This is a genomic window from Cellulosimicrobium sp. KWT-B, from assembly GCF_002127155.1.
Classification (GTDB): Bacteria; Actinomycetota; Actinomycetes; order Actinomycetales; family Cellulomonadaceae; genus Cellulosimicrobium; species Cellulosimicrobium funkei.
In genome coordinates this window covers 1,204,448-1,222,575 of the sequence record NZ_NEDO01000001.1, presented here as the reverse complement: position 1 = coordinate 1,222,575, position 18,128 = coordinate 1,204,448, and the positions used below count along the sequence as shown (strand labels likewise).

18 protein-coding genes are annotated in these 18,128 nt (G+C 75.1%); 16 read left to right on the top strand and 2 right to left on the bottom strand.

Annotated elements, in window-relative coordinates:
* The first annotated feature begins 27 nt into the window (after nucleotides 1-27).
* The 7 genes from rpmB (at nucleotide 28) to B9L22_RS05285 (ending at nucleotide 3,166) form a co-directional block, all read left to right on the top strand.
* Complete coding sequence (gene rpmB, locus B9L22_RS05315; RefSeq protein WP_021483267.1) at nucleotides 28-264, top strand: 50S ribosomal protein L28; 237 nt, start codon at nucleotides 28-30, stop codon at nucleotides 262-264.
* Nucleotides 264-431: a 50S ribosomal protein L33 gene (gene rpmG, locus B9L22_RS05310; RefSeq protein ID WP_021483268.1), complete on the top strand. Its 168-nt coding sequence runs from the start codon at nucleotides 264-266 to the stop codon at nucleotides 429-431. Before rpmB ends, rpmG begins: the two co-directional genes overlap by 1 nt.
* Complete coding sequence (gene rpsN / locus B9L22_RS05305; RefSeq protein WP_086149448.1) at nucleotides 431-736, top strand: 30S ribosomal protein S14; 306 nt, start codon at nucleotides 431-433, stop codon at nucleotides 734-736. Before rpmG ends, rpsN begins: the two co-directional genes overlap by 1 nt.
* 47 nt (nucleotides 737-783) lie before the next feature.
* Nucleotides 784-1,083 (top strand): type B 50S ribosomal protein L31, encoded by a 300-nt coding sequence (locus tag B9L22_RS05300; protein WP_021483270.1) that lies wholly within the window; start codon nucleotides 784-786, stop codon nucleotides 1,081-1,083.
* The gene (gene ykgO, locus B9L22_RS05295) at nucleotides 1,080-1,202 is read left to right on the top strand and encodes a type B 50S ribosomal protein L36 (protein ID WP_021483271.1); all 123 of its coding nucleotides are present in this window, start codon (nucleotides 1,080-1,082) and stop codon (nucleotides 1,200-1,202) included. The genes B9L22_RS05300 and ykgO overlap by 4 nt, the downstream gene beginning before the upstream one ends.
* A 112-nt stretch (nucleotides 1,203-1,314) precedes the next feature.
* Nucleotides 1,315-2,730 carry a zinc metallochaperone AztD gene (aztD, locus tag B9L22_RS05290; protein WP_086149693.1) on the top strand — a complete coding sequence of 472 codons (1,416 nt, stop codon included), beginning with the start codon at nucleotides 1,315-1,317 and terminating at the stop codon, nucleotides 2,728-2,730.
* A gap of 154 nt (nucleotides 2,731-2,884) precedes the next feature.
* Nucleotides 2,885-3,166 (top strand): HU family DNA-binding protein, encoded by a 282-nt coding sequence (locus tag B9L22_RS05285; protein WP_086149447.1) that lies wholly within the window; start codon nucleotides 2,885-2,887, stop codon nucleotides 3,164-3,166.
* Nucleotides 3,167-3,354: 188 nt separating this feature from the next.
* On the opposite strand, the gene B9L22_RS20170 is transcribed toward B9L22_RS05285, so the two are convergent.
* Entirely contained in the window at nucleotides 3,355-3,726 is a 372-nt protein-coding gene (locus B9L22_RS20170; protein ID WP_021482679.1) for a hypothetical protein, read from the bottom strand.
* Nucleotides 3,727-3,893: 167 nt separating this feature from the next.
* Here B9L22_RS20170 and rpmF point away from each other — a divergent pair, with 167 nt between their 5' ends.
* The 3 genes from rpmF (at nucleotide 3,894) to B9L22_RS05265 (ending at nucleotide 6,471) form a co-directional block, all read left to right on the top strand.
* Nucleotides 3,894-4,064: a 50S ribosomal protein L32 gene (gene rpmF, locus B9L22_RS05275; protein ID WP_009864893.1), complete on the top strand. Its 171-nt coding sequence runs from the start codon at nucleotides 3,894-3,896 to the stop codon at nucleotides 4,062-4,064.
* A 94-nt stretch (nucleotides 4,065-4,158) separates the two neighbouring features.
* Nucleotides 4,159-5,469, top strand: a complete 1,311-nt coding sequence (locus B9L22_RS05270; RefSeq protein WP_233139734.1) for a YibE/F family protein — start codon at nucleotides 4,159-4,161, stop codon at nucleotides 5,467-5,469.
* 69 nt (nucleotides 5,470-5,538) lie between these two features.
* A complete protein-coding gene (locus B9L22_RS05265; RefSeq protein WP_198947201.1) occupies nucleotides 5,539-6,471 on the top strand; it encodes a ketopantoate reductase family protein in 933 nt (310 codons plus the stop codon).
* 19 nt (nucleotides 6,472-6,490) lie between these two features.
* On the opposite strand, the gene B9L22_RS05260 is transcribed toward B9L22_RS05265, so the two are convergent.
* On the bottom strand, nucleotides 6,491-7,351 hold the full coding sequence (locus B9L22_RS05260; RefSeq protein ID WP_086149446.1) for an SDR family oxidoreductase: 861 nt from the start codon (nucleotides 7,349-7,351) through the stop codon (nucleotides 6,491-6,493).
* 112 nt (nucleotides 7,352-7,463) lie between these two features.
* On the opposite strand from B9L22_RS05260, the gene B9L22_RS05255 reads away from it, so the two are divergent.
* From B9L22_RS05255 to B9L22_RS05230, 6 genes are all read left to right on the top strand, one after another.
* Nucleotides 7,464-8,057 (top strand): TetR/AcrR family transcriptional regulator, encoded by a 594-nt coding sequence (locus tag B9L22_RS05255; protein WP_086149445.1) that lies wholly within the window; start codon nucleotides 7,464-7,466, stop codon nucleotides 8,055-8,057.
* A 104-nt stretch (nucleotides 8,058-8,161) separates the two neighbouring features.
* Entirely contained in the window at nucleotides 8,162-12,406 is a 4,245-nt protein-coding gene (locus B9L22_RS05250) for an SCO7613 C-terminal domain-containing membrane protein (protein WP_143317076.1), read from the top strand.
* A gap of 174 nt (nucleotides 12,407-12,580) precedes the next feature.
* Nucleotides 12,581-13,294, top strand: a complete 714-nt coding sequence (locus B9L22_RS05245; protein WP_031317155.1) for a LytTR family DNA-binding domain-containing protein — start codon at nucleotides 12,581-12,583, stop codon at nucleotides 13,292-13,294.
* Nucleotides 13,291-14,673, top strand: coding sequence for an ATP-binding protein (locus tag B9L22_RS05240; RefSeq protein ID WP_086149443.1), 1,383 nt, complete (start codon nucleotides 13,291-13,293; stop codon nucleotides 14,671-14,673). The genes B9L22_RS05245 and B9L22_RS05240 overlap by 4 nt, the downstream gene beginning before the upstream one ends.
* A gap of 345 nt (nucleotides 14,674-15,018) precedes the next feature.
* On the top strand, nucleotides 15,019-17,418 hold the full coding sequence (locus tag B9L22_RS05235; RefSeq protein ID WP_086149442.1) for a glycoside hydrolase family 3 N-terminal domain-containing protein: 2,400 nt from the start codon (nucleotides 15,019-15,021) through the stop codon (nucleotides 17,416-17,418).
* A 128-nt stretch (nucleotides 17,419-17,546) separates the two neighbouring features.
* The gene (locus tag B9L22_RS05230; RefSeq protein ID WP_086149441.1) at nucleotides 17,547-17,963 is read left to right on the top strand and encodes a hypothetical protein; all 417 of its coding nucleotides are present in this window, start codon (nucleotides 17,547-17,549) and stop codon (nucleotides 17,961-17,963) included.
* The last annotated feature ends 165 nt before the right edge of the window (nucleotides 17,964-18,128 follow it).

Sequence of the window (18,128 nt, the reverse complement as noted above, 5' to 3'; positions counted from 1 at the left end):
CCCCGACCGACCCCGAGAGGAACCGCCATGTCCGCCGTCTGCCAGGTGCTCGGCACCGCTCCCGGGTTCGGCCACGCGATCTCGCACTCCCACGTGCGGACCAAGCGTCGCTTCGACCCGAACATCCAGAAGAAGCGCTACTGGGTGCCGTCGCTGGGTCGCCACGTGACCCTGCGCGTCAGCGCCCGGGGCATCAAGACCATCGACCGCCAGGGGATCGACGCCGTCGTGGCGCGGATCCTCGCCCGAGGGGAGAAGCTCTGATGGCTACCCGCACCGACCTCCGTCCCGTGATCAAGCTCCGGTCCACCGCGGGCACCGGGTTCACCTACGTGACCCGCAAGAACCGCCGCAACGACCCGGACCGCATGGTCCTGCGCAAGTTCGACCCCGTCGTCCGCCGCCACGTCGACTTCCGTGAGGAGCGCTGATGGCGAAGCGGTCGAAGATCGCGCGCAACGAGCAGCGGGCGGCCGTCGTCGCCCGCTACGCCGAGCGTCGCGCCGAGCTGAAGCGCATCGTCGCGTCGCCGTCGTCCTCGCCCGAGGAGAAGGCGGACGCGGTGCGCGAGCTCCAGCGCCAGCCCCGCGACGCGAGCGCCACCCGCACGCGGAACCGCGACGTCGTCGACGGCCGCCCGCGCGGCTACCTGAGGAAGTTCGGGCTCTCCCGCGTCCGCCTGCGCCAGCAGGCGCACCGCGGCGAGCTGCCCGGAGTCACGAAGTCGAGCTGGTGACCGCCGCCCCGGGCGGCGGCCGGCCCTGGCTCAGCAAGGAGACCACCATGAAGAAGGACATCCACCCCGTCTACGGGCCCGTCGTCTACCGCGACAAGTCCGCCGACTTCTCGTTCCTGACCCGCTCGACCCTCGCGGGCGACCACCCGCAGGGCCCGGGCGTCCCGCGCGAGACCGTGACGTGGACGGACGGGAACACCTACCCGGTCGTCGACGTCGAGATCTCGAGCGCGAGCCACCCGTTCTACACGGGCACGCAGCGCGTCGTGGACACGGCCGGGCGCGTCGAGAAGTTCCGCCAGCGCTACGGCGCCCGCGGCGGCGCGCAGGGCGGGGGCGCGCGATGAAGGTCCGCGCCTCGCTCCGCTCGCTCAAGGACAAGCCCGGGGCGAAGGTCGTGCGCCGGCACGGCAAGACCTTCGTCCTCAACAAGGCCAACCCGCGCTGGAAGGCCCGTCAGGGCTGACCAGCGCACCACCACCACCGGAGAGGAGCGGCCGCCCGGGTGTCCGGGCGGCCGACCACGCATGCACCACACCGCACCCGACCCGACCGACGCCGCTGCCGATCCCGCCCGGGTGACGGCCCCTCCCGGCGCCCGTGCCCGACGCCGCCCGCTCGCCCTCGCGCTCGGCCTCGCCCTCTCGCTCACGCTCGTCGCGGCGTGCGCGCAGGGCACGGGCGCCGAGGGCGAGCAGGGCGACGCGGCGGAGCCCGCGCCGTCGGCCACGTCCGACGTGAGCGAGGCCGCGGCGCTCACCCCCCGCCTCGCGATCACCTACGACGGCGGCGTCCAGGTCCTCGACGCGACGACGCTCGAGGTCGTCGACGACCTCGAGCTCGACGGCTTCAACCGCCTCAACCCCGCGGGCGACGGGCGGCACCTGCTCGTCTCGACGTCCGGCGGGTTCCAGGTGCTCGACGCCGGCACCTGGGCCGAGCCGCACGGCGACCACGCGCACTACTACACGGCCGACCCGGTCCTCACGGACGTGACGTACGCGGCCGAGAAGCCGGGCCACGTCGTCGTGCACGACGGCCGCACCGCGCTGTTCGACGACGGCACGGGCGAGATCACCGTGCTCGACTCGGCCACGGTGGCCGACCCGCACGGCATCGACGACGCGCGCACCCTGACGACCCCTGCGGCGCACCACGGCGTCGCGGTCGAGCTGTCCGACGGCTCGCTCGTCGTCTCCGAGGGCACCGAGGACGCGCGCACCGGCGTCCGGCTCCTCGACGCCGCGGGCGACGAGATCGCGGCGAACGACCAGTGCCCCGGCGTGCACGGCGAGGCCGTCGCCGCGGGCGAGGCCGTCGTCATCGGCTGCGAGGACGGCGTGCTCGTCGTCGCGGGCGGCGCGATCACCAAGGTCGCGGCCCCGGACGCCTACGGGCGCATCGGCAACCAGGCGGGCAGCGAGGCGTCGCCCGTCGTGCTCGGCGACTACAAGTCCGACCCCGACGCGGAGCTCGAGCGGCCCACGCGCGTCTCCCTCGTGGACACGCGCGACGCGAGCCTGCGCCTCGTCGACCTGCCCGCGAGCTACACCTTCCGCTCGCTCGGGCGGGGCGACGCGGGCGAGGCGCTCGTGCTCGGCACCGACGGCTCGCTGCACGTCATCGACCCGGAGTCGGGCACGGTCGTGCGGTCCGTCCCCGTCGTCGACGCGTGGGAGGAGCCCGAGGAGTGGCAGGAGCCGCGACCGACGCTGTTCGTCCAGGACGGCATCGCCTACGTCACGGACCCGGCCGGTCGCGCGATCCACGCGGTCGACTACGTGGGCGGCGAGGTGTGGAAGAGCGCGGAGCTCGACGTCGTCCCGAACGAGCTCAACGGGGTCACCGGCAAGCCGGCCACCACGGGGGGCCACGAGGCCGACGAGCACGCCCACGAGGACGGCGACCACGGTCACGACGAGCCCGCGCACGACGAGCACGAGGGCCACGACCACGAGCACGAGGACCACGACCACGAGCACGAGGACGGCTGAGCGAGGACACGCGACGACGAGAGCCGCGAGAAGTCGCGCGAAACTCCGCGTGTTCCCTAGTGTTGTCCCCGGTGCACGGCCCCGCGGCTGGCACACTGAGACCGTGACGACGGGTGGTGACCACCGCGCGTCGTGAACCGAAGAAGGGATTCGCATGTCGCTCAACAAGTCCGAGCTCGTCTCGGCCATCGCCAGCAAGGCCGACCTGTCGAAGGCGGACGCCGAGAAGGCTCTCAACGCCTTCCAGGAGGTGCTCATCGAGTCGCTGGGCAACGGCGAGGCCGTCAAGGTCACGGGCCTCCTGTCCGTCGAGCGCGTCGAGCGTGCCGCCCGCACGGGCCGCAACCCCCGTACGGGCGAGGAGATCTCGATCCCGGCCGGTTACGGCGTGAAGATCAGCGCCGGCAGCCTGCTCAAGAAGGCCGTCGCCAAGTGACGTCCCGCTGACCGGCCGTCGCCGGCCCGGTCAGCAGCACGAAGGCCCGGACCCCCGTGAGGGGATCCGGGCCTTCGTGCGTCGCACCCCCGGCGCCGAGCACGGGGTTGACGTCGTCATCGGCGTGATGGCGCCACCAACGACGTGCTCGACCGCGAGGAGGCTCGTGATCGGCGACCTGCGTGTTCTCAGGCGTGCACGACGTTCGCGAGGATGCCGTGCTGCGTGAGGCGCGTGCCGATCGCCTGGTCGACCTCGCCGAACGCCTTGTTCGAGCGCGCGACGCCGACGGCGCCGGCCATCGCGCCGTGCCCGGTGGGGCGGTCGATGCGCGCGACGAGCTGGTCGCCGTGGACCATGAAGTCGACCGTGAAGACGAGGTGCTGGGCCTTGCCGGCGAACGCGCCGAGCCAGAACGTCTTCTGCTTGCTGCCGCGCTCGGCGGCCCACTGGCCCGTGGGGCGCGTGGTCACCGTGAAGCCCTGCTCCTGGAGCGCGGCGTGCAGGTGCTGCTTGGCGACCTCCGGGTCACCGGAGAGGAAGTAGTCGACCGTGGCCATGAGGGCTCCTCGTGCGTCGTGGTGGCGGGTGCGGCGGTCGCGCCGGGTCGTGGCAGGGCGCGCGGCCCCGGGGATGCTACCGCCGGGCCGGGCCGACGGCCCGACTGTCTTGAGAATCGTTCTCACGAACCGGTAGGCTGGGCGCTCGCCCACCGGAAGGACCCCTCATGGCCGTGCCCAAGCGCAAGCTCTCCCGCTCGAACACCCGCGCCCGTCGCTCGCAGTGGAAGGCGCAGGTGCCCGAGCTCGTGACCGTCGTCGTCGACGGCCGCGAGGTCACCCTCCCGCGCCGCCTCGTCGCCGGCGTGCGCCGCGGCCACGTGACGCTCCCCGAGTGAGCCGGAGGGGGCCCCGGGCGGCCCGGCCCGCGCGATCGGTGCCCGACGGCGCGTGCCGCCGGGCGTCGTCGGGCCGCCGTGGCAGCATCCTCGCGTGAGCGCACCGACCCCTCCCGAGACGCCCGGGCGCGGCGAGCGCCGCACGCGGTCCCGGCGGGTGCCCGACGTCCTGGCGCGCGGCACCGCACGCACCCCGGCGCACGCCCACGCCCACGCGCACGGCCCGGCCGCGCCCGCGACCCGGCGCGTGCGGCTCACGCTCGCCGCGCTCCTGGTGCCCGCGCTGCTCGTCACGCTCGCCGGGCTCGTCGCGCTGTGGCCCGCCGCGGCGGACGTGCCCGCCCGCATCCCCGTCGCCGCGGAGGGCAGCACGGTCCTGCGCGCGACAGTCACCGGGCCGGTCGACGAGGCGACGAGCGAGGTGCCCGCCCGGCTCGACGCGGGCTCCCGCGCGGGCGGCGAGGACGTGGGCGGCGACGCGATCACCGTCAACGCGCCGCCCGAGTACGTCGCCTACGGGTTCGACGAGGGCGACCGCCTGCGCGTCCTGTACATCGCCGAGGCCGCGGGCGCGGGCGGCACGCCCTACGTCTTCATGGACTTCGAGCGCGGGCTGCCCATCGGCGTCCTCGCGGTCGCGTACGCCGTCGTGGTGCTCGCCGTCGCACGGTGGCGAGGGCTCGCGGCGCTCGCGGGGCTCGCGGGGGCGTTCGTCGTCATCACGTCGTTCACGCTGCCCGCGCTCCTCACCGGGCAGGACGCGCTGGGCGTCGCGCTCGTGACGTCGTCGCTCGTCATGTTCGTCGTGCTGTACGTCGCGCACGGGTTCACCGCGCGGACGTCGACGGCGCTGCTCGGCACCCTCGTCGGTCTGGTGCTCACGGCCGTGCTGGGCTGGTGGGGATCCGGGGCGGCCAACATCACGGGCCTCACGTCGGAGGAGTCCCTGTGGATCCCGCAGTACGCGCCCGAGCTCTCGATCCGCGGGGTCGTGCTGTGCGGGATCGTGCTCGCCGGCATGGGCGTGCTCAACGACGTGACGATCACGCAGGCGTCCGCGGTGTGGGAGCTGCGCGCCGTCGCGCCGCTCGCGACCCGGCGCGAGCTGTACGCGCGCGCCATGCGCATCGGGCGCGACCACATCGCCTCGACCGTCTACACGATCGCGTTCGCGTACGTCGGCGCCGCGCTGCCGCTCCTCATGGCGGTCTACCTCTCCGACCAGAACCTCGCGACCAGCCTCACGTCGGGCGAGATCGCGGAGGAGGTCGTGCGCACCCTCGTCGGCTCGATCGGGCTCGTCCTCGCGATCCCCATCACCACGGGCATCGCGGCGCTCACCGTGCCCGGCGCCGGCTCGGCGCGGTCGGTCCCCGTGGGTAGGGTCGAGGTCCCCGCGACCTGACGGCGGGGTCGCCCGCCCGCGCGGGCACGACGACCGGGGTGACCCGGCGGCACGACGAGAGGACAACCGGTGACGGAGACGACGGACGGCCTGAGCGGCCGGGACGGCCGGGACGTGGCGGTGCTCGGGCCGGGCGGGGTCGGCGGGCTGGTCGGCGCGCTGCTCGTCCGGTCGGGCGCCCGGGTGACGTTCCTCGCGGGCGAGACGACGGCGGCCACCCTCACGGAGCGCGGCATCCACGTGCGCAGCCGCCAGGTGGGCGACCTCCACGTGCCGGCGCGCGCGACCACGCGCCTCGACGCCCCGGTCGACGTCGTCGTGGTGGCGGTCAAGCAGACCGCGCTCGACGACGCGCTCGACCGCGTGCCGCCGGAGGTGCTCGGTGACGGGGTGCTCGTCCCGATGCTCAACGGCCTCGACCACCTCGGCGCGCTGCGCGCGCGGTACGGCACCGCGCGCGTGCTCCCCGCGACGGTCCGCGTCGAGTCCACGCGCGTCGCGCCGGGCGAGATCGAGCACACGAGCGCGTTCGTCGAGGTCGACGTCGCGCCGGGCGGGGTGGCCCCGGAGCGGGTCGAGGCCGTGCGCGCGCTCCTGGAGGGTGCGGGCATCCCCACCACCGTGCACGACGACGAGACGGCGCTGATGTGGGCGAAGCTCGGCTTCCTCGCGCCGTTCGCGCTGCTCACGACGGCGCACCGCGCCCCGATCGGCGAGGTGCGGACCACGCACCGGGCCGAGCTCGAGGCGCTCGTCCGCGAGGTCGCCGCCGTCGCGGCGGCGAGCGGCGCGCCGTCGGACCCCGATCGCACCCTGACGTTCTACGACCGCTTCGGGGCCGACGCGAAGTCCTCGATGCTGCGCGACGCCGAGGCGGGCCGGCCGCTCGAGACCGACGCGATCGGCGGCGCGATCGTGCGCGCCGCCGACCGCGCGGGGGTCGACGCGCCCCTGACGCGCGAGCTCGTCGAGCGTCTCGGGGGCTCAGCGCGACCGTCGTGAGGTCTCCCGGCGCGCGGGCTCATCCCGCGGCCGGGCCGGGCGCCGCGACGGCGTGCTCGGCGGCGCGGCTCACGTCCTCCCAGGCCGCCCACGTGTCCTGACGCTGTCGCGAGATCCCCTGGGCGAGGTCGTAGACCATGCTGCCGAGCAGGAGGCGCAGCGGCGGGTCGTCGCTGTCGACGAGCGTGAGCACCGCGTCGGCGGCGAGCCGCGGGTCGCTGTCGACCGAGCCGTCCGCCCACTGCTTCTCGAGCTCCGCGCGCAGGGGCGCGTAGGCGTCGAGCGGGGTCGTCGTCGTCATGCTCGCGTACAGGTCCGTCCAGTACCCGCCCGGCTGGACGACGGTGACCGAGACCCCGAAGGGCGCCGCCTCCAGGGCGAGCGCCTCGCTCATCCCTTCGAGCGCGAACTTGCTCGCGCTGTACAGGCCCGTGCTCGGGAAGCCGGCGAGCGCGGCGATGCTCGACATCTGGAGCACGTGGCCCGAGCCCTGGCGCCGCAGGTGCGGCAGCGCGGCCTGGCTGACCCACAGCGCCCCGAAGAAGTTCACCTCGAGCTGCGCGCGCGCCTGCGCCTCGGTGAACTCCTCGACCATGCCCATCGACATCGTCCCGGCGTTGTTCACGACGACGTCGAGCCTGCCGAGGTGCTCGATGGCGGTGTCGACCGCGGCCACCACCGCGTCGCGGTCGGTGACGTCGAGGGGGAGCGCGAGCACGCGGTCGTGGTGCTCCGGGGCGAAGGCGTCCCGGGACGCGGTGCGTGCGGCGGCCACGACGCGGTCGCCGCGCTCCAGCGCCGCGACGGCGATCGCGTGCCCGATGCCGCGGCTCGCGCCGGTGACGAACCAGGTCCGGACCGGCGGGGAGGTGTGTCGCATGACGGTTCCTTTCGAGTGAGACGAGACGGTCCGTCTCGTTATGCCGACCGTAGAGGGTTGCAGGACCGCCGCCAAGACGAAACGGTTCGTCTCGCCGGGGTAGGCTGCCGCCATGGCCGCACCCGATCCCTCGCGCCGCAGCGAGTCCTCCCGCCGCGCCGTCCTCGCCGCCGCGCTCGACCTCCTCCAGGAGATCCCGTACCCGCAGCTGAGCATCGAGGGCATCGCGGCCCGCGCCCGCGTGGGGAAGCAGACGATCTACCGGTGGTGGCCCTCGAAGGCCGCGATCGTCCTCGACGCGTTCCTCACGCTCAGCGAGGGCGAGGACGGGGGAGCGCCGGTCCTGCCCGACACCGGAGACCTCGTCGCCGACCTGCGGCACGTGCTGCACGCGACCGTCGCCGAGCTGGAGGACCCGCGTCTCGCCGCGCCCATGCGCGCGCTCGCCACGGAGGCGGCGCACGACCCGGCGCTCGCGGACCTCTACCGCGAGCGCCTCGACGAGCCGCTCCGCGAGGCCAAGCGGCAGCGGCTCCGCAGCGCGCAGGAGTCCGGGGAGCTGGCCCCCGACCTCGACCTGGACGTCGCCGTCGACCTCGTCTGGGGCCCGGTGCTCAACCGCTGGCTCCAGCGGACGGGCCCGCTCACCGTCGAGTACGTCGACCGCGTCCTCGACACGGCGCTGGGCGGGCTGCGCCCGCGCTGACCCGCGCCTCTTCCTCGACCACGGCCGAGCTCTTCACCGGACCGCCACGCGACCCCCTGTGGACGTGTCCCCAGGCGCCTCACAGGTTCGCCAGGATGTCCGTCATGAGAGAGCCGTGGGTCGACGTCGCGCTGGCGCGACTCCCCGAGACGCGTTCCTGCCCCGCGTGCGCCGCGCCGTTGCGGTCGTCGCGGTGCGACCGGTGCCTGCTCGACCTCGTCGGGCCGCTCGCGTTCGAGGTGGCGGCGGCGTCGACCGAGGCGGCCGACGCGCTCCGGCGGCGCCAGACCGCCCTCGACACGCTCCGGGCCGCCCAGCCCGAGGCGGCCGCGTGGGCCGCCCGTGCCGCCGTCGCGGCCCCGCCCGGCACGCTCCCCGGCGCCCTGCGCGGTGGCCGACCCGGCGCAGCAGCGGGCGGCGGCTGGGGTGCCCCGGCGGGCCCGCCGCCGATGCGCCCGCTCGACACGGCCGGGCGCGGCGCGGCGGGGCCTCGCTCGTCGACCCTGTCGCCCGTGGCCGGACGGGGTGGACCGGCGCGTCCCGGAACGGCCGGCCCGGTCGTGCCTGTGCCAGTACCTGTGCTGGGGCCTGCGGGCGCGCGCGCCGGTGGCGTCGGTCCGGGTGCGGCGCCCGCGCGGTCCGTCGGCCTCCAGCCCGTGCTCGCCGGGGCGGGGGCCGGGCTGCTCGCCGTGGCCGCCGTCGTCTTCGTGTTCTTCACGTTCGCCGACGACCTGGCCCTGCGCGCCCTCGTCACCGGGGTGGTCACCGCCCTCACGGTCGGCGCCGCGGTGCTCCTGCGGTCGCGCGGCCTGCGGTCGTCCGCGGAGGCCGTCGCGGCGCTGGCCGTGGTGCTCGCGCTGGTCGACGTCGAGCTCGCGCTCAGCGCCTGGGCGCTCGACCCGGTGGGTGCCGCCGCGGCGCGTGCGACGCTGCTCGCCGTCGTGCTCGTCGGCCTCGGCGTCGTGGGCGAGCGGGCGCGCGTCCGGGCCTGGGTGACGGGCGCCGTCGTGCTCGGTCCGCTCGTGCCGCTGGTCGCCGCGCCCGCGGCGCAGGCGTCGTGGGGCTGGGCCGTCGCGCTCCTCGTGACGGCGTGCCTGACGGCGGTCGCGGGCCCCGTCGCCGCGGCGGCCGGCGCGCGCGTGGGCGGCACCCTCGGCGCGGAGCGCGGGTTCCTGGGCGTCGTGCGCACGGTCGCCGTGCTCCTCGCGGTCCTCGTCGGGCTCACCGTCGCCGCGCCGCCGGGGCTGCCCGGGGGAGCGGGTGCGGCGCTCGTCGCGCTCGGGGCGGCGCTCGTCGCGACGCTGCTCCGGGTCACGACGGGCGAGCGGCGCTGGTACGCGGTCGGCGGCGCCGCGGCGGTGCTCGCCGGCGCGCTGCTCGGCACGGGCGACGGCGTCGGCTTCGTGGGTCTCGCGCCCGCGCTCGGCGCGCTCGCGTGGGTCGTCGTGCTGGTGCTCACCGGCCGCCGCGTGTCGGCGGGGGTGCTCCGGACACCCGTCCCCGCGGTCGGCCGCTCCGACGCGCTGCTCGGGGCCGCCGTCGTCGTGCTCGTCATGGCGGGCCCCGCCCTCGCGCTCGCGGGCCTGCGGGCCGCCGAGGTGCTCGTGACCCCGACCGCGGGGACGAGCACCGTGCTCGACGCCGCGCCGCTGGGCGTGGGTGTCCTGTCCGCCGGGCTGGCGGGCGAGGGCACGGCGCCCGGGACCGTCGGCGCGACGCTGCTCGACGGCACGCTCGTCGGTCTCCTCTCCGTGCTCGTCGTCCTGCTCGTCGCGGCCCGGCTCCCGCTGCGCACGTCGCGGACCGCGCCGCCCCTCCTCGGTGGGGCGCCGCGGCTCGGGACGGCGCCGCTCGTCGTGACCGGGCGCGCGCTCGCGCCCTGGGCGGCGCTCGCGCTCGTCCTCACCCTCGTGCTCGACCCGCGCCTCGCAGGGGTCACGTCGCTCGTCCTGCTCGCGCTGCTCGTCGCGGTGCTGCTCGTCGCGACGGCGCGGCCGGCCCCGGCCGCCGCGCCCGCCGGGACCGACCGCTCGGCGACGGCCGCCGCGGACGCCCCGTTTCCCGGGGCCGTCGTGCGCGCCGTCCGGCGCGGGCTGGGACGCGCCCTGCGCCCCGTCGCGCGCGTCGTGCCCGGCCCGCGGACCGCCGTCCGCCACGGTCTGCTGCCCGTCGGCCGGTCCGAGCGGCGGGCCGCGCACGCCGCCGCCGTCGCGGGCACGGTCCTCGCGCTCGTCCTCCTCGTCGCCGGGTCGTGGGTCGCGCGCCCGACGGCGACCGCCGGGGCCGTCGTCGTCGGCCTGCTCCTGCTCGCGGCGCGCGCCGCCGCGCCGCGCGCCCTGCACGCGCCCCTCGTCGGGGTCGCGTACGGGTACGCGCTGCTCGTGCTCGGGGTGACGCTCGCGTGGAGCGGCGCCGGGACGGTCGCCGTGCTGTGCGGGGTGTCCGGCGTCGCCTCGCTCGCGGCGCTCGCGGTGACGCTCGCCCCGCGCGTCGACCGGGACTCGTGGTGGGCGGTCCTCGGCGTGACGGCCGTGCCGTTCGGGCTCGGCGTGCTCACCGTCGTCGACGAGCGCAGCACCTGGTCCGTCGCGGCGTGCCTCGCGATGCTCGCTCTCGAGGTCGTGCTGGTCGGCTCCCGGCGCCCGGGCTCGGTGACGGCGCTGCGCGTCCTCGCCGCGGCCCTCGTGCTCCCGACGGCGGCGGTCGCCGTGGTGAGCGCGGGCGCGCTCGTGCTCTCGGGCAGCGGCTCGCCCGTCGTCCTGCCCGTCGTCGCCGTCCTCGTCGCGGCGGCCCTCGCGGGGGCCCGGCCGCTCGCGGCACGGCTCGACCTCGGCGCGGGTCGCGTCGCCGTCGAGGCGAGCGCGGCCGTGACGGGGGCCATCGCGGTCGGGCTCGCCTACGGGCGCCCCGCCGCGGGGCCGACGATCGCCGTCGCCGTGCTGCTCCTGCTCGCCGTCGGTGCAGGGCTCGCCGCCCGCGACCGCGATCGGCGAGGGGAGTGGTGGCTCGCCGCCGTCCTGGGCACCGCGGCGCTGTGGACGGCGCTCGCTGCCGCCGAGGTCGGGCTCGTCGAGGCGTACACCGCGCCGCCCGCGCTCGCCGCCGTCGTCGTGGGCGCGCTCCTCGCTCGCCGTGCGCGGCGCTGGTGGGAGCTCGCGGGCGCGGGTCTCGTGCTGCTCGTCGTGCCGTCGGTGCTCGTCCTGGGCGCGGCCCCGGGCGCGGGCGACGTCCGCGCGTCGCTGCTCGTCGTCGCCGGTGCGGTGGCGGTGGCCGGTGCGGTGCTGCTCCGGCAGGGCACGACGGCGGGCGGCGTCGCCCCGGCCGCGACGACCCGCAGCGCGTGGCGGCGGGCCGGTGCACTCCGGCTCGCCGGAGCCGCGGTGCTCGCCGCGGTCGCCGGGACGGTGGAGTCGGTGCACGTCGCCCACGTGCCCGGCGGTGGCGCGCTGTTCGTCCTCGGGTTCGCGTGGGCGCTCGCGGCGGGCGGCGTGGCGCTCGGTGCCGGGCTCGTCGCGGCGCGCGCGGCGTCGGGTCGCGGCGCTGCGGCGGCGCGGCGCTGGGCCGTCGCGCCCGCCCTGACGCTCGTGGTGGTCGGCGCCGTCGCGAACGTGCGGCCCGTGTGGGGCGTCATCGCGACGGTCTGGCTCGTCGAGGTCGCGCTGCTCGCGGTGCTCGTGGTGGGAGTGCGTCGCGCCGTGCGCGGGCGGCTCGACCTCCCGCCCGCGTGGTTCCTGTGGCTGCTCGCCCTCGTCGCCGCGATCGGCGCGTGGTCGCCGCGCGAGCTGCGCGTCGAGGTCTTCTCCCTCCCGCTCGGCGCCGGGCTCCTCGTCGCGGGCTACCTCGCGCTCGCGGCGGGCACCGCGGGCACGACGAGCACGACGAGCACGGCGGGAATCGCGGGCACGGCGGGCACCGCCGCGGGCGGACCGAGCGGTCTCCCGGCCGCGCCCGCGCGCACGGCCCGGCCCCTCGGCGGCTGGCCCGTCGGCGTCGTCGGGTCGTGGCGCACCCTCGCGCCCGGGCTCCTCGCGCTCGTCGGGCCGTCGGTGCTCGCGACGTACACCGACGCGCGCACGTGGCGCGCGATGCTCGTCGTCGTGCTCGCGCTCGCGGCGGTCCTCGTCGGGACGCGCAAGCACCTCGCGGCACCGTTCCTGCTGGGCGTCGCGGTGCTGCCGGTCGAGATCCTCGTGGTCTTCGTCTCGCAGCTCGGCACGCGTATCTCCGCCGGGCCGTGGATGCTCACGCTCGCCGCGGCGGGCGGCCTGCTGCTCATCATCGCGACGTACTACGAGCGGCGGATCGCTGCGTACGACGGCGCCGCCGCGTACGTCCGGGACCTGCGCTGACCGAAATCCCTACCGGGTGGCCCGTTTCTCCGCCGGGTGGCCCATAATGTTCGGGATCCGCCGCACGACGGCGGGCTCATCGGCAACGTAGGCGGGGGCGAGGCCGCGACGGCGCACGGAGGTGTCCGGTCGTCGGGCCACGCCCCGGGGGCGCAGTCCCTGGAGAACGGCATCGTGATCAGGATCGGCATCGTGGAGGACGACCCCGCGAGCAGCGCGCTGCTCGTGGAGTACCTGCGACGCTACGAGCAGGAGCACGGCGAGCAGTTCGCCGTCGCGCTCTTCGCCGACGGCGAGCAGGTGGTCACCGGGTACCGGCCGGACTTCGACATCCTGCTGCTCGACGTCGAGATGCCGAACCTCGACGGCTTCAGCGCCGCCCGCCGCATCCGCCAGGTCGACGCGGACGTCGTCCTGATCTTCATCACCAACATGACCCAGCACGCGATCAAGGGGTACGAGGTCGACGCGCTGAGCTACATGCTCAAGCCGCTGCGGTACTTCGCGTTCTCCCAGGAGCTCAAGCGGTCCGTGGCCCGGCTCCGACGGCGGTCGGCCGACTACCTCCTGCTCGCGGTCGACGGCGGCCTGGCCCGCGTCGCGACCGACGACATCGTCTTCCTCGAGAGCGCGAAGCACCGCACCACCGTGCACACGGTGGACGGGAGGCACTCCGTCGTCGGGCCGCTCAAGGCGCTCGAGGCCCAGCTGGAGGGCCGGGACTTCTTCCGGAGCAACAGCGGCTACCTCGTGAACCTGCGGCACGTGCTCGCGGTCCAGGGCAGCAGCGTGCTCCTGGTCGGCGGGCACGACCTGCTCATCAGCCGGGCGCGGAAGAAGGCGTTCCTCGCGGCGCTGACCGACTACCTCGGGGCGCGACGGGCATGAGCGCCGCGACCGACCTCATGGCGACCCTGCCCGACATCCCGCGCGCGCTGACCGGCCTCGCGGAGTGGCTCGCGTGCCTGGTCTACGTGCTCCTGCGCCGACCGCGCCTGCCGCGGGCCCGGCTCGTGGCGCTCGCCGTCGCCGCCCTCGCCGCGCAGGTCGGGGTCCAGGCGCTCGCCGACCTGCTCCCGCGCCAGCTGTGGACCGTCGGGATGGCCGCCGCGGTCGCGTGCATGTACGGGTTCATCGTCGCGGCGGCCCGCGTCTCGGCGCGCGACGCGGGGTACTTCGCGGCGCGCGCGCTCGTGCTCGCCGAGCTCGTGGCGGCGCTGCACTGGCAGGTCCACTGCTTCTTCTTCCTGCCCGACGGCCGACCCGGCACCGCCTGGCAGGTCGCGTTCTTCGTCCTCGTGTACGCGGTGGGGTACGGGGTCGCGTACGTCGTCGAGTCCCGCCACTTCCGCCCCGACCAGGAGCTCGACGTCACGGTCGGCGAGCTCGCGTCGGCGGTCGCGATCGCGCTCGTCACGTTCTTCATGAGCAACATCAGCTTCCTCAACGCGAACACGCCGTTCAGCGGACGCCTCGGGCTCGAGATCTTCTACATCCGCACGCTCGTCGACCTGTGCGGGTTCGTGGCCCTCTACGCCCAGCAGGGCCAGCGGCTCCAGCACCAGGCGCGGTCCGAGGTGCGCGCCATCGACGAGATGCTGCGCCGGCAGCACGAGCAGTACCTGCAGTCGAAGCGGAACATGCAGATCGTCCACCGCAAGTACCACGACCTCAAGCACCAGATCGGGGTGATCCGCGCCGAGGCGGACCCGGGCCGGCGCGCGTCCTACCTCGACCACCTGGAGGCCAGCATCTCCGGCCACGCCCGGCAGGCCGACACCGGCAACGGCGTGCTCGACGTGATCCTCACGACCAAGAGCCAGGAGTGCGCGGAGCGGGACATCGACCTCACGTGCGTGGTCGACGGCGCCCTGCTCGACTTCATGTCCGCGATGGACGTCGCCGCGGTGTTCGGCAACGCCCTGGACAACGCGATCGACGGCGTCATGGCCGTCCCCGACCCGGAGCGGCGGATCATCAAGGTCGCGGTCTACGCGCGCGACCGCTTCGTGCTGCTCACGGTCGAGAACTACTTCTCCGGCGAGCTCCGCACCGAGGGCGGGGACATCGTCACCCGGCGCGCCGACCGCACCCGGCACGGGTACGGGCTCAAGTCCATCCGGTACACCGCGGAGAAGTACGGCGGGTCGATGACCGTGAACACCGAGGACCGCTGGTTCCTCCTGCGCGTCCTGCTGCCCATGCCGGAGGACCGCCCGCCCTCGGGCTCGCCCCGGCAGGCGGCGTCGGCCACGCACCCGGCGTAGACCCGCGCCCCGCGGCCACGGACCCCGGCCGGGGTCACGGACCGCCGCGCGGCCACGCACCGCCGCGTCGGAGGCCGCCGGACGGCCCCTCCGGGCGGGACTTGCGACCCGCTCACCGTGACCCGGCCGTGACCTCGACGACCGTTCGTGGACGCAAAGCGACGGTTCGTGCACCAGGCCGCCCCCGCCGTCCGCCGCGTCCATAGCGTGACGGCGCGGCTCAGGGACCACGACGTCCCGGGCCTCGACGGGTTCGCAGAGCTCGCTGCGCCACGCACGCGCCTCCGGGTGGGTCGCCGGGGTCGGTGCGGAGCGGGTGGGCGCGGAGACGACAAGGGAAGGTCGATGAAGACAACGACAACGGCGGGACACCGCGACAACCGGGCGGGCCGCGTCAAGGGAGCGGCGGCGCTCGCGAGCCTCGCGCTCGTGGCCGCGGCGGGATGCACGGCGGGCACCACGGACGACGAGAGCGCGGCCGACGCGTTCACGACCCGGGAGGTCACGGACGGGACCACGTCCTTCGTGGTCGTCGACAACCCGGGCGACGGGCCCACGCTCTCCTACGGCAAGGACAGCGCGGTCGAGCTCCTCACCGAGGAGGTCGACGGCCAGGAGCTCGCGTTCAAGGACATGAACGCGAACGGGACGCTCGACACGTGGGAGGACTGGCGCGAGCCGGCGGAGGAGCGCGCGGCGGCCCTCGCCGAGGAGCTCACGATCGAGCAGATCGCGGGGCTCATGCTCTTCAGCTCGCACGAGCGGTCGCAGGCCGACGGCCTCACGGACGCCCAGAAGGAGTACCTGACGGACTCCCACCTGCGCAACGTCCTGCACGCGGGCCCGAGCGACGTCGAGGCGACCGTCACGTGGGCCAACGAGATGCAGGCCTACGCCGAGTCGCTCGCGACCGCCGACGAGCCCTACGTCCCGGTGAACTTCGCCTCCGACCCGCGCTCGACCGCGGGCTCCGGCGGCTACAACGCCGAGGGCGCCGACATCTCGCGGTGGCCGTCGAACCTCGGCCTCGCCGCGACGTTCGACGTCGAGCACATGGACAACTTCGCCGAGATGTCCTCCGCGGAGTACCGCGCGCTGGGGATCACGACGGCCCTCAGCCCGCAGATCGACCTCGCGACCGAGCCGCGGTGGCTGCGCGTCGGCGGCACGTTCGGCGAGGACGTCGAGCAGAACACGGAGCTGGCCGCCGCCTACGTGGACGGCTACCAGAGCACGACCGGCCAGGACGGCTGGGGCCCCGAGTCCGTCAACGCGATGATCAAGCACTGGGCGGGCGACGGCCCCGGCGAGGGCGGCCGCGAGGCCCACACCGACGCCGGCAAGTACGGCGTCTACCCCGGCGGCAACTTCGACGCGCACACCGAGGCGTTCCTCGGGTCGCTCGACTCCGCGGCCGTCATGTCGGCGTACTCGATCGCGCTCGACGGCGAGGGCGAGCCGCTGTTCGGCGAGCGCGTCGGCACGGCGTACGACGACACGCGCATGAACCTGCTCCGCGAGGAGAACGGCTACCAGGGCGTCGTCGTCACCGACTGGGGCGTCACGACCGGGATGAACGACGAGGGCGCGGTCATCGCGACCGGCTGGGGCGCCGAGGACCTCACCAAGGAGCAGCGCCACTACGAGATCCTCAAGACCGGGCACGACATGTTCGGCGGCAACAACGACGTCGCGCCGGTCCTCGCGGCCCACGAGATGTGGCAGGCCGACTTCGAGGCCGGCACGAACGACGTCGACGCCGACACGCGCTTCCGCGAGTCCGGCGCGCGCATCCTCACGATGTTCTTCAACCCGGGCCTGTACGAGAACGCGTACCTGGACCTCGACGAGTCCACGGCGGTCCTGGCGAGCGACGACAAGGTCGACGCGGGCTACGCGGCGCAGCTCGACTCCGTGGTCCTGCTGAAGAACGACGGCGAGACGGTCACCGCCGCGGACGCCGAGGCGTGGAAGGACAAGACCGTCTACATCCCGCGCAGCTACAACACCGGCTTCGCGAGCTCGTTCGGTCCGGGCGAGTACACCGAGGGCGCCGGGATCGACCTCGAGGTGGCCGAGCAGTACTTCGGCACCGTGCTCACCGACGAGGCCGTCACGGACGCCGACGACAAGGTCACGAGCTACACCGCTCCCGACCTGTCGGACGTCGACCTCGTGCTCGTCGGCATGGACAGCCCGGACAACGGCGGCACGTTCTCGAACATCGGGCACGACCTCGAGAACGACACCTGGTACCCGCTGTCGCTGCAGTACCGCCCGTACACCGCGGACGGCCCGAACGTGCGCCAGACCTCGATCTCCGGCGACCTGCTCCCGGACGGCACGCGCCAGAACCGCTCCTACTTCGGGAGCACGTCGAAGATCGCGAACGAGTCGGACCTCGACGCGTTCGAGCGCGCCGTGGCGGCCGTCGAGGCGACCGGCAAGGACATCCCGGTCGTCACCGTCCTCAAGGCGACCAACCCGGTCGTCCCGGCCGAGTTCGAGGCCGCGTCCGACGCGATCGTCGTCGGCTTCGGCACGAGCGACCAGGCGCTCCTCGAGGTCGTGCTCGGCCTCCACGAGCCCCAGGGCCGCCTGCCCGTCCAGCTCCCGAAGGACATGGACACGGTCGAGGCGCAGCAGGAGGACGTCGCGAAGGACATGACGCCCTACACCGACGCCGCGGGCAACGCCTACGACTACGGCTTCGGGCTGAGCTACGGCGGGCCGATCACGGACTGACGGACCGCACGGGCGGGCGGTCGCACGAGCGGCCGCCCGCCCGGGGCGGACGGCGCCCGTCCGGCGCCGTCCGACCCCGACCAGGCCGCGGGGTGGGCCCGCGGCACGAACGAACCAAGGAGCTGGAAGTGAAGCGGAACAAGGCGCTGACCACGGGGATCGGGCTGCTCGTCGCCGTCACGGGGGCCTTCGGGCTGACGGCGTGCGGGAACGGCGACGACTCCGCCGCCGGGCCGTCGTCGTCCGAGAGCCAGGCGACCGACGTCGACGTGGCGACCGACCTGGAGAACGCGCGCACGGCGGTCGCCGACGCGCTCGCGGAGGACGACAGCTGGGCGCAGATCATGCTCGCCAGCGACGTCAAGGAGCCGACGGTCAAGTACGGCCTCCTCGTGGTGCCGTTCGTCCCCTCCGACGCCGCCTCGCGCGTCCAGGGCACGGTCGACATCAAGGACGGGAAGTACACGATCGAGGCCGACTCCGCCGAGACCGGCGAGACGTGGCAGATCGACCAGGACGGCACCATCACCCCGGCCGGGGAGTAGCCGCACCGCTCCCCGCCGTCCGCCTCCCCGCCCGCCTCGCCGGGCGGACGGCGAGGCGGGCGGCGGGGGCACCGGACGGCACGGGTCGAGCACGGACGACCGTCCGTGCCGCAGAAACGACCGATCGTGCAGCCGCGGCGGGCGGCGCCGTACCCCGCTCCTAGC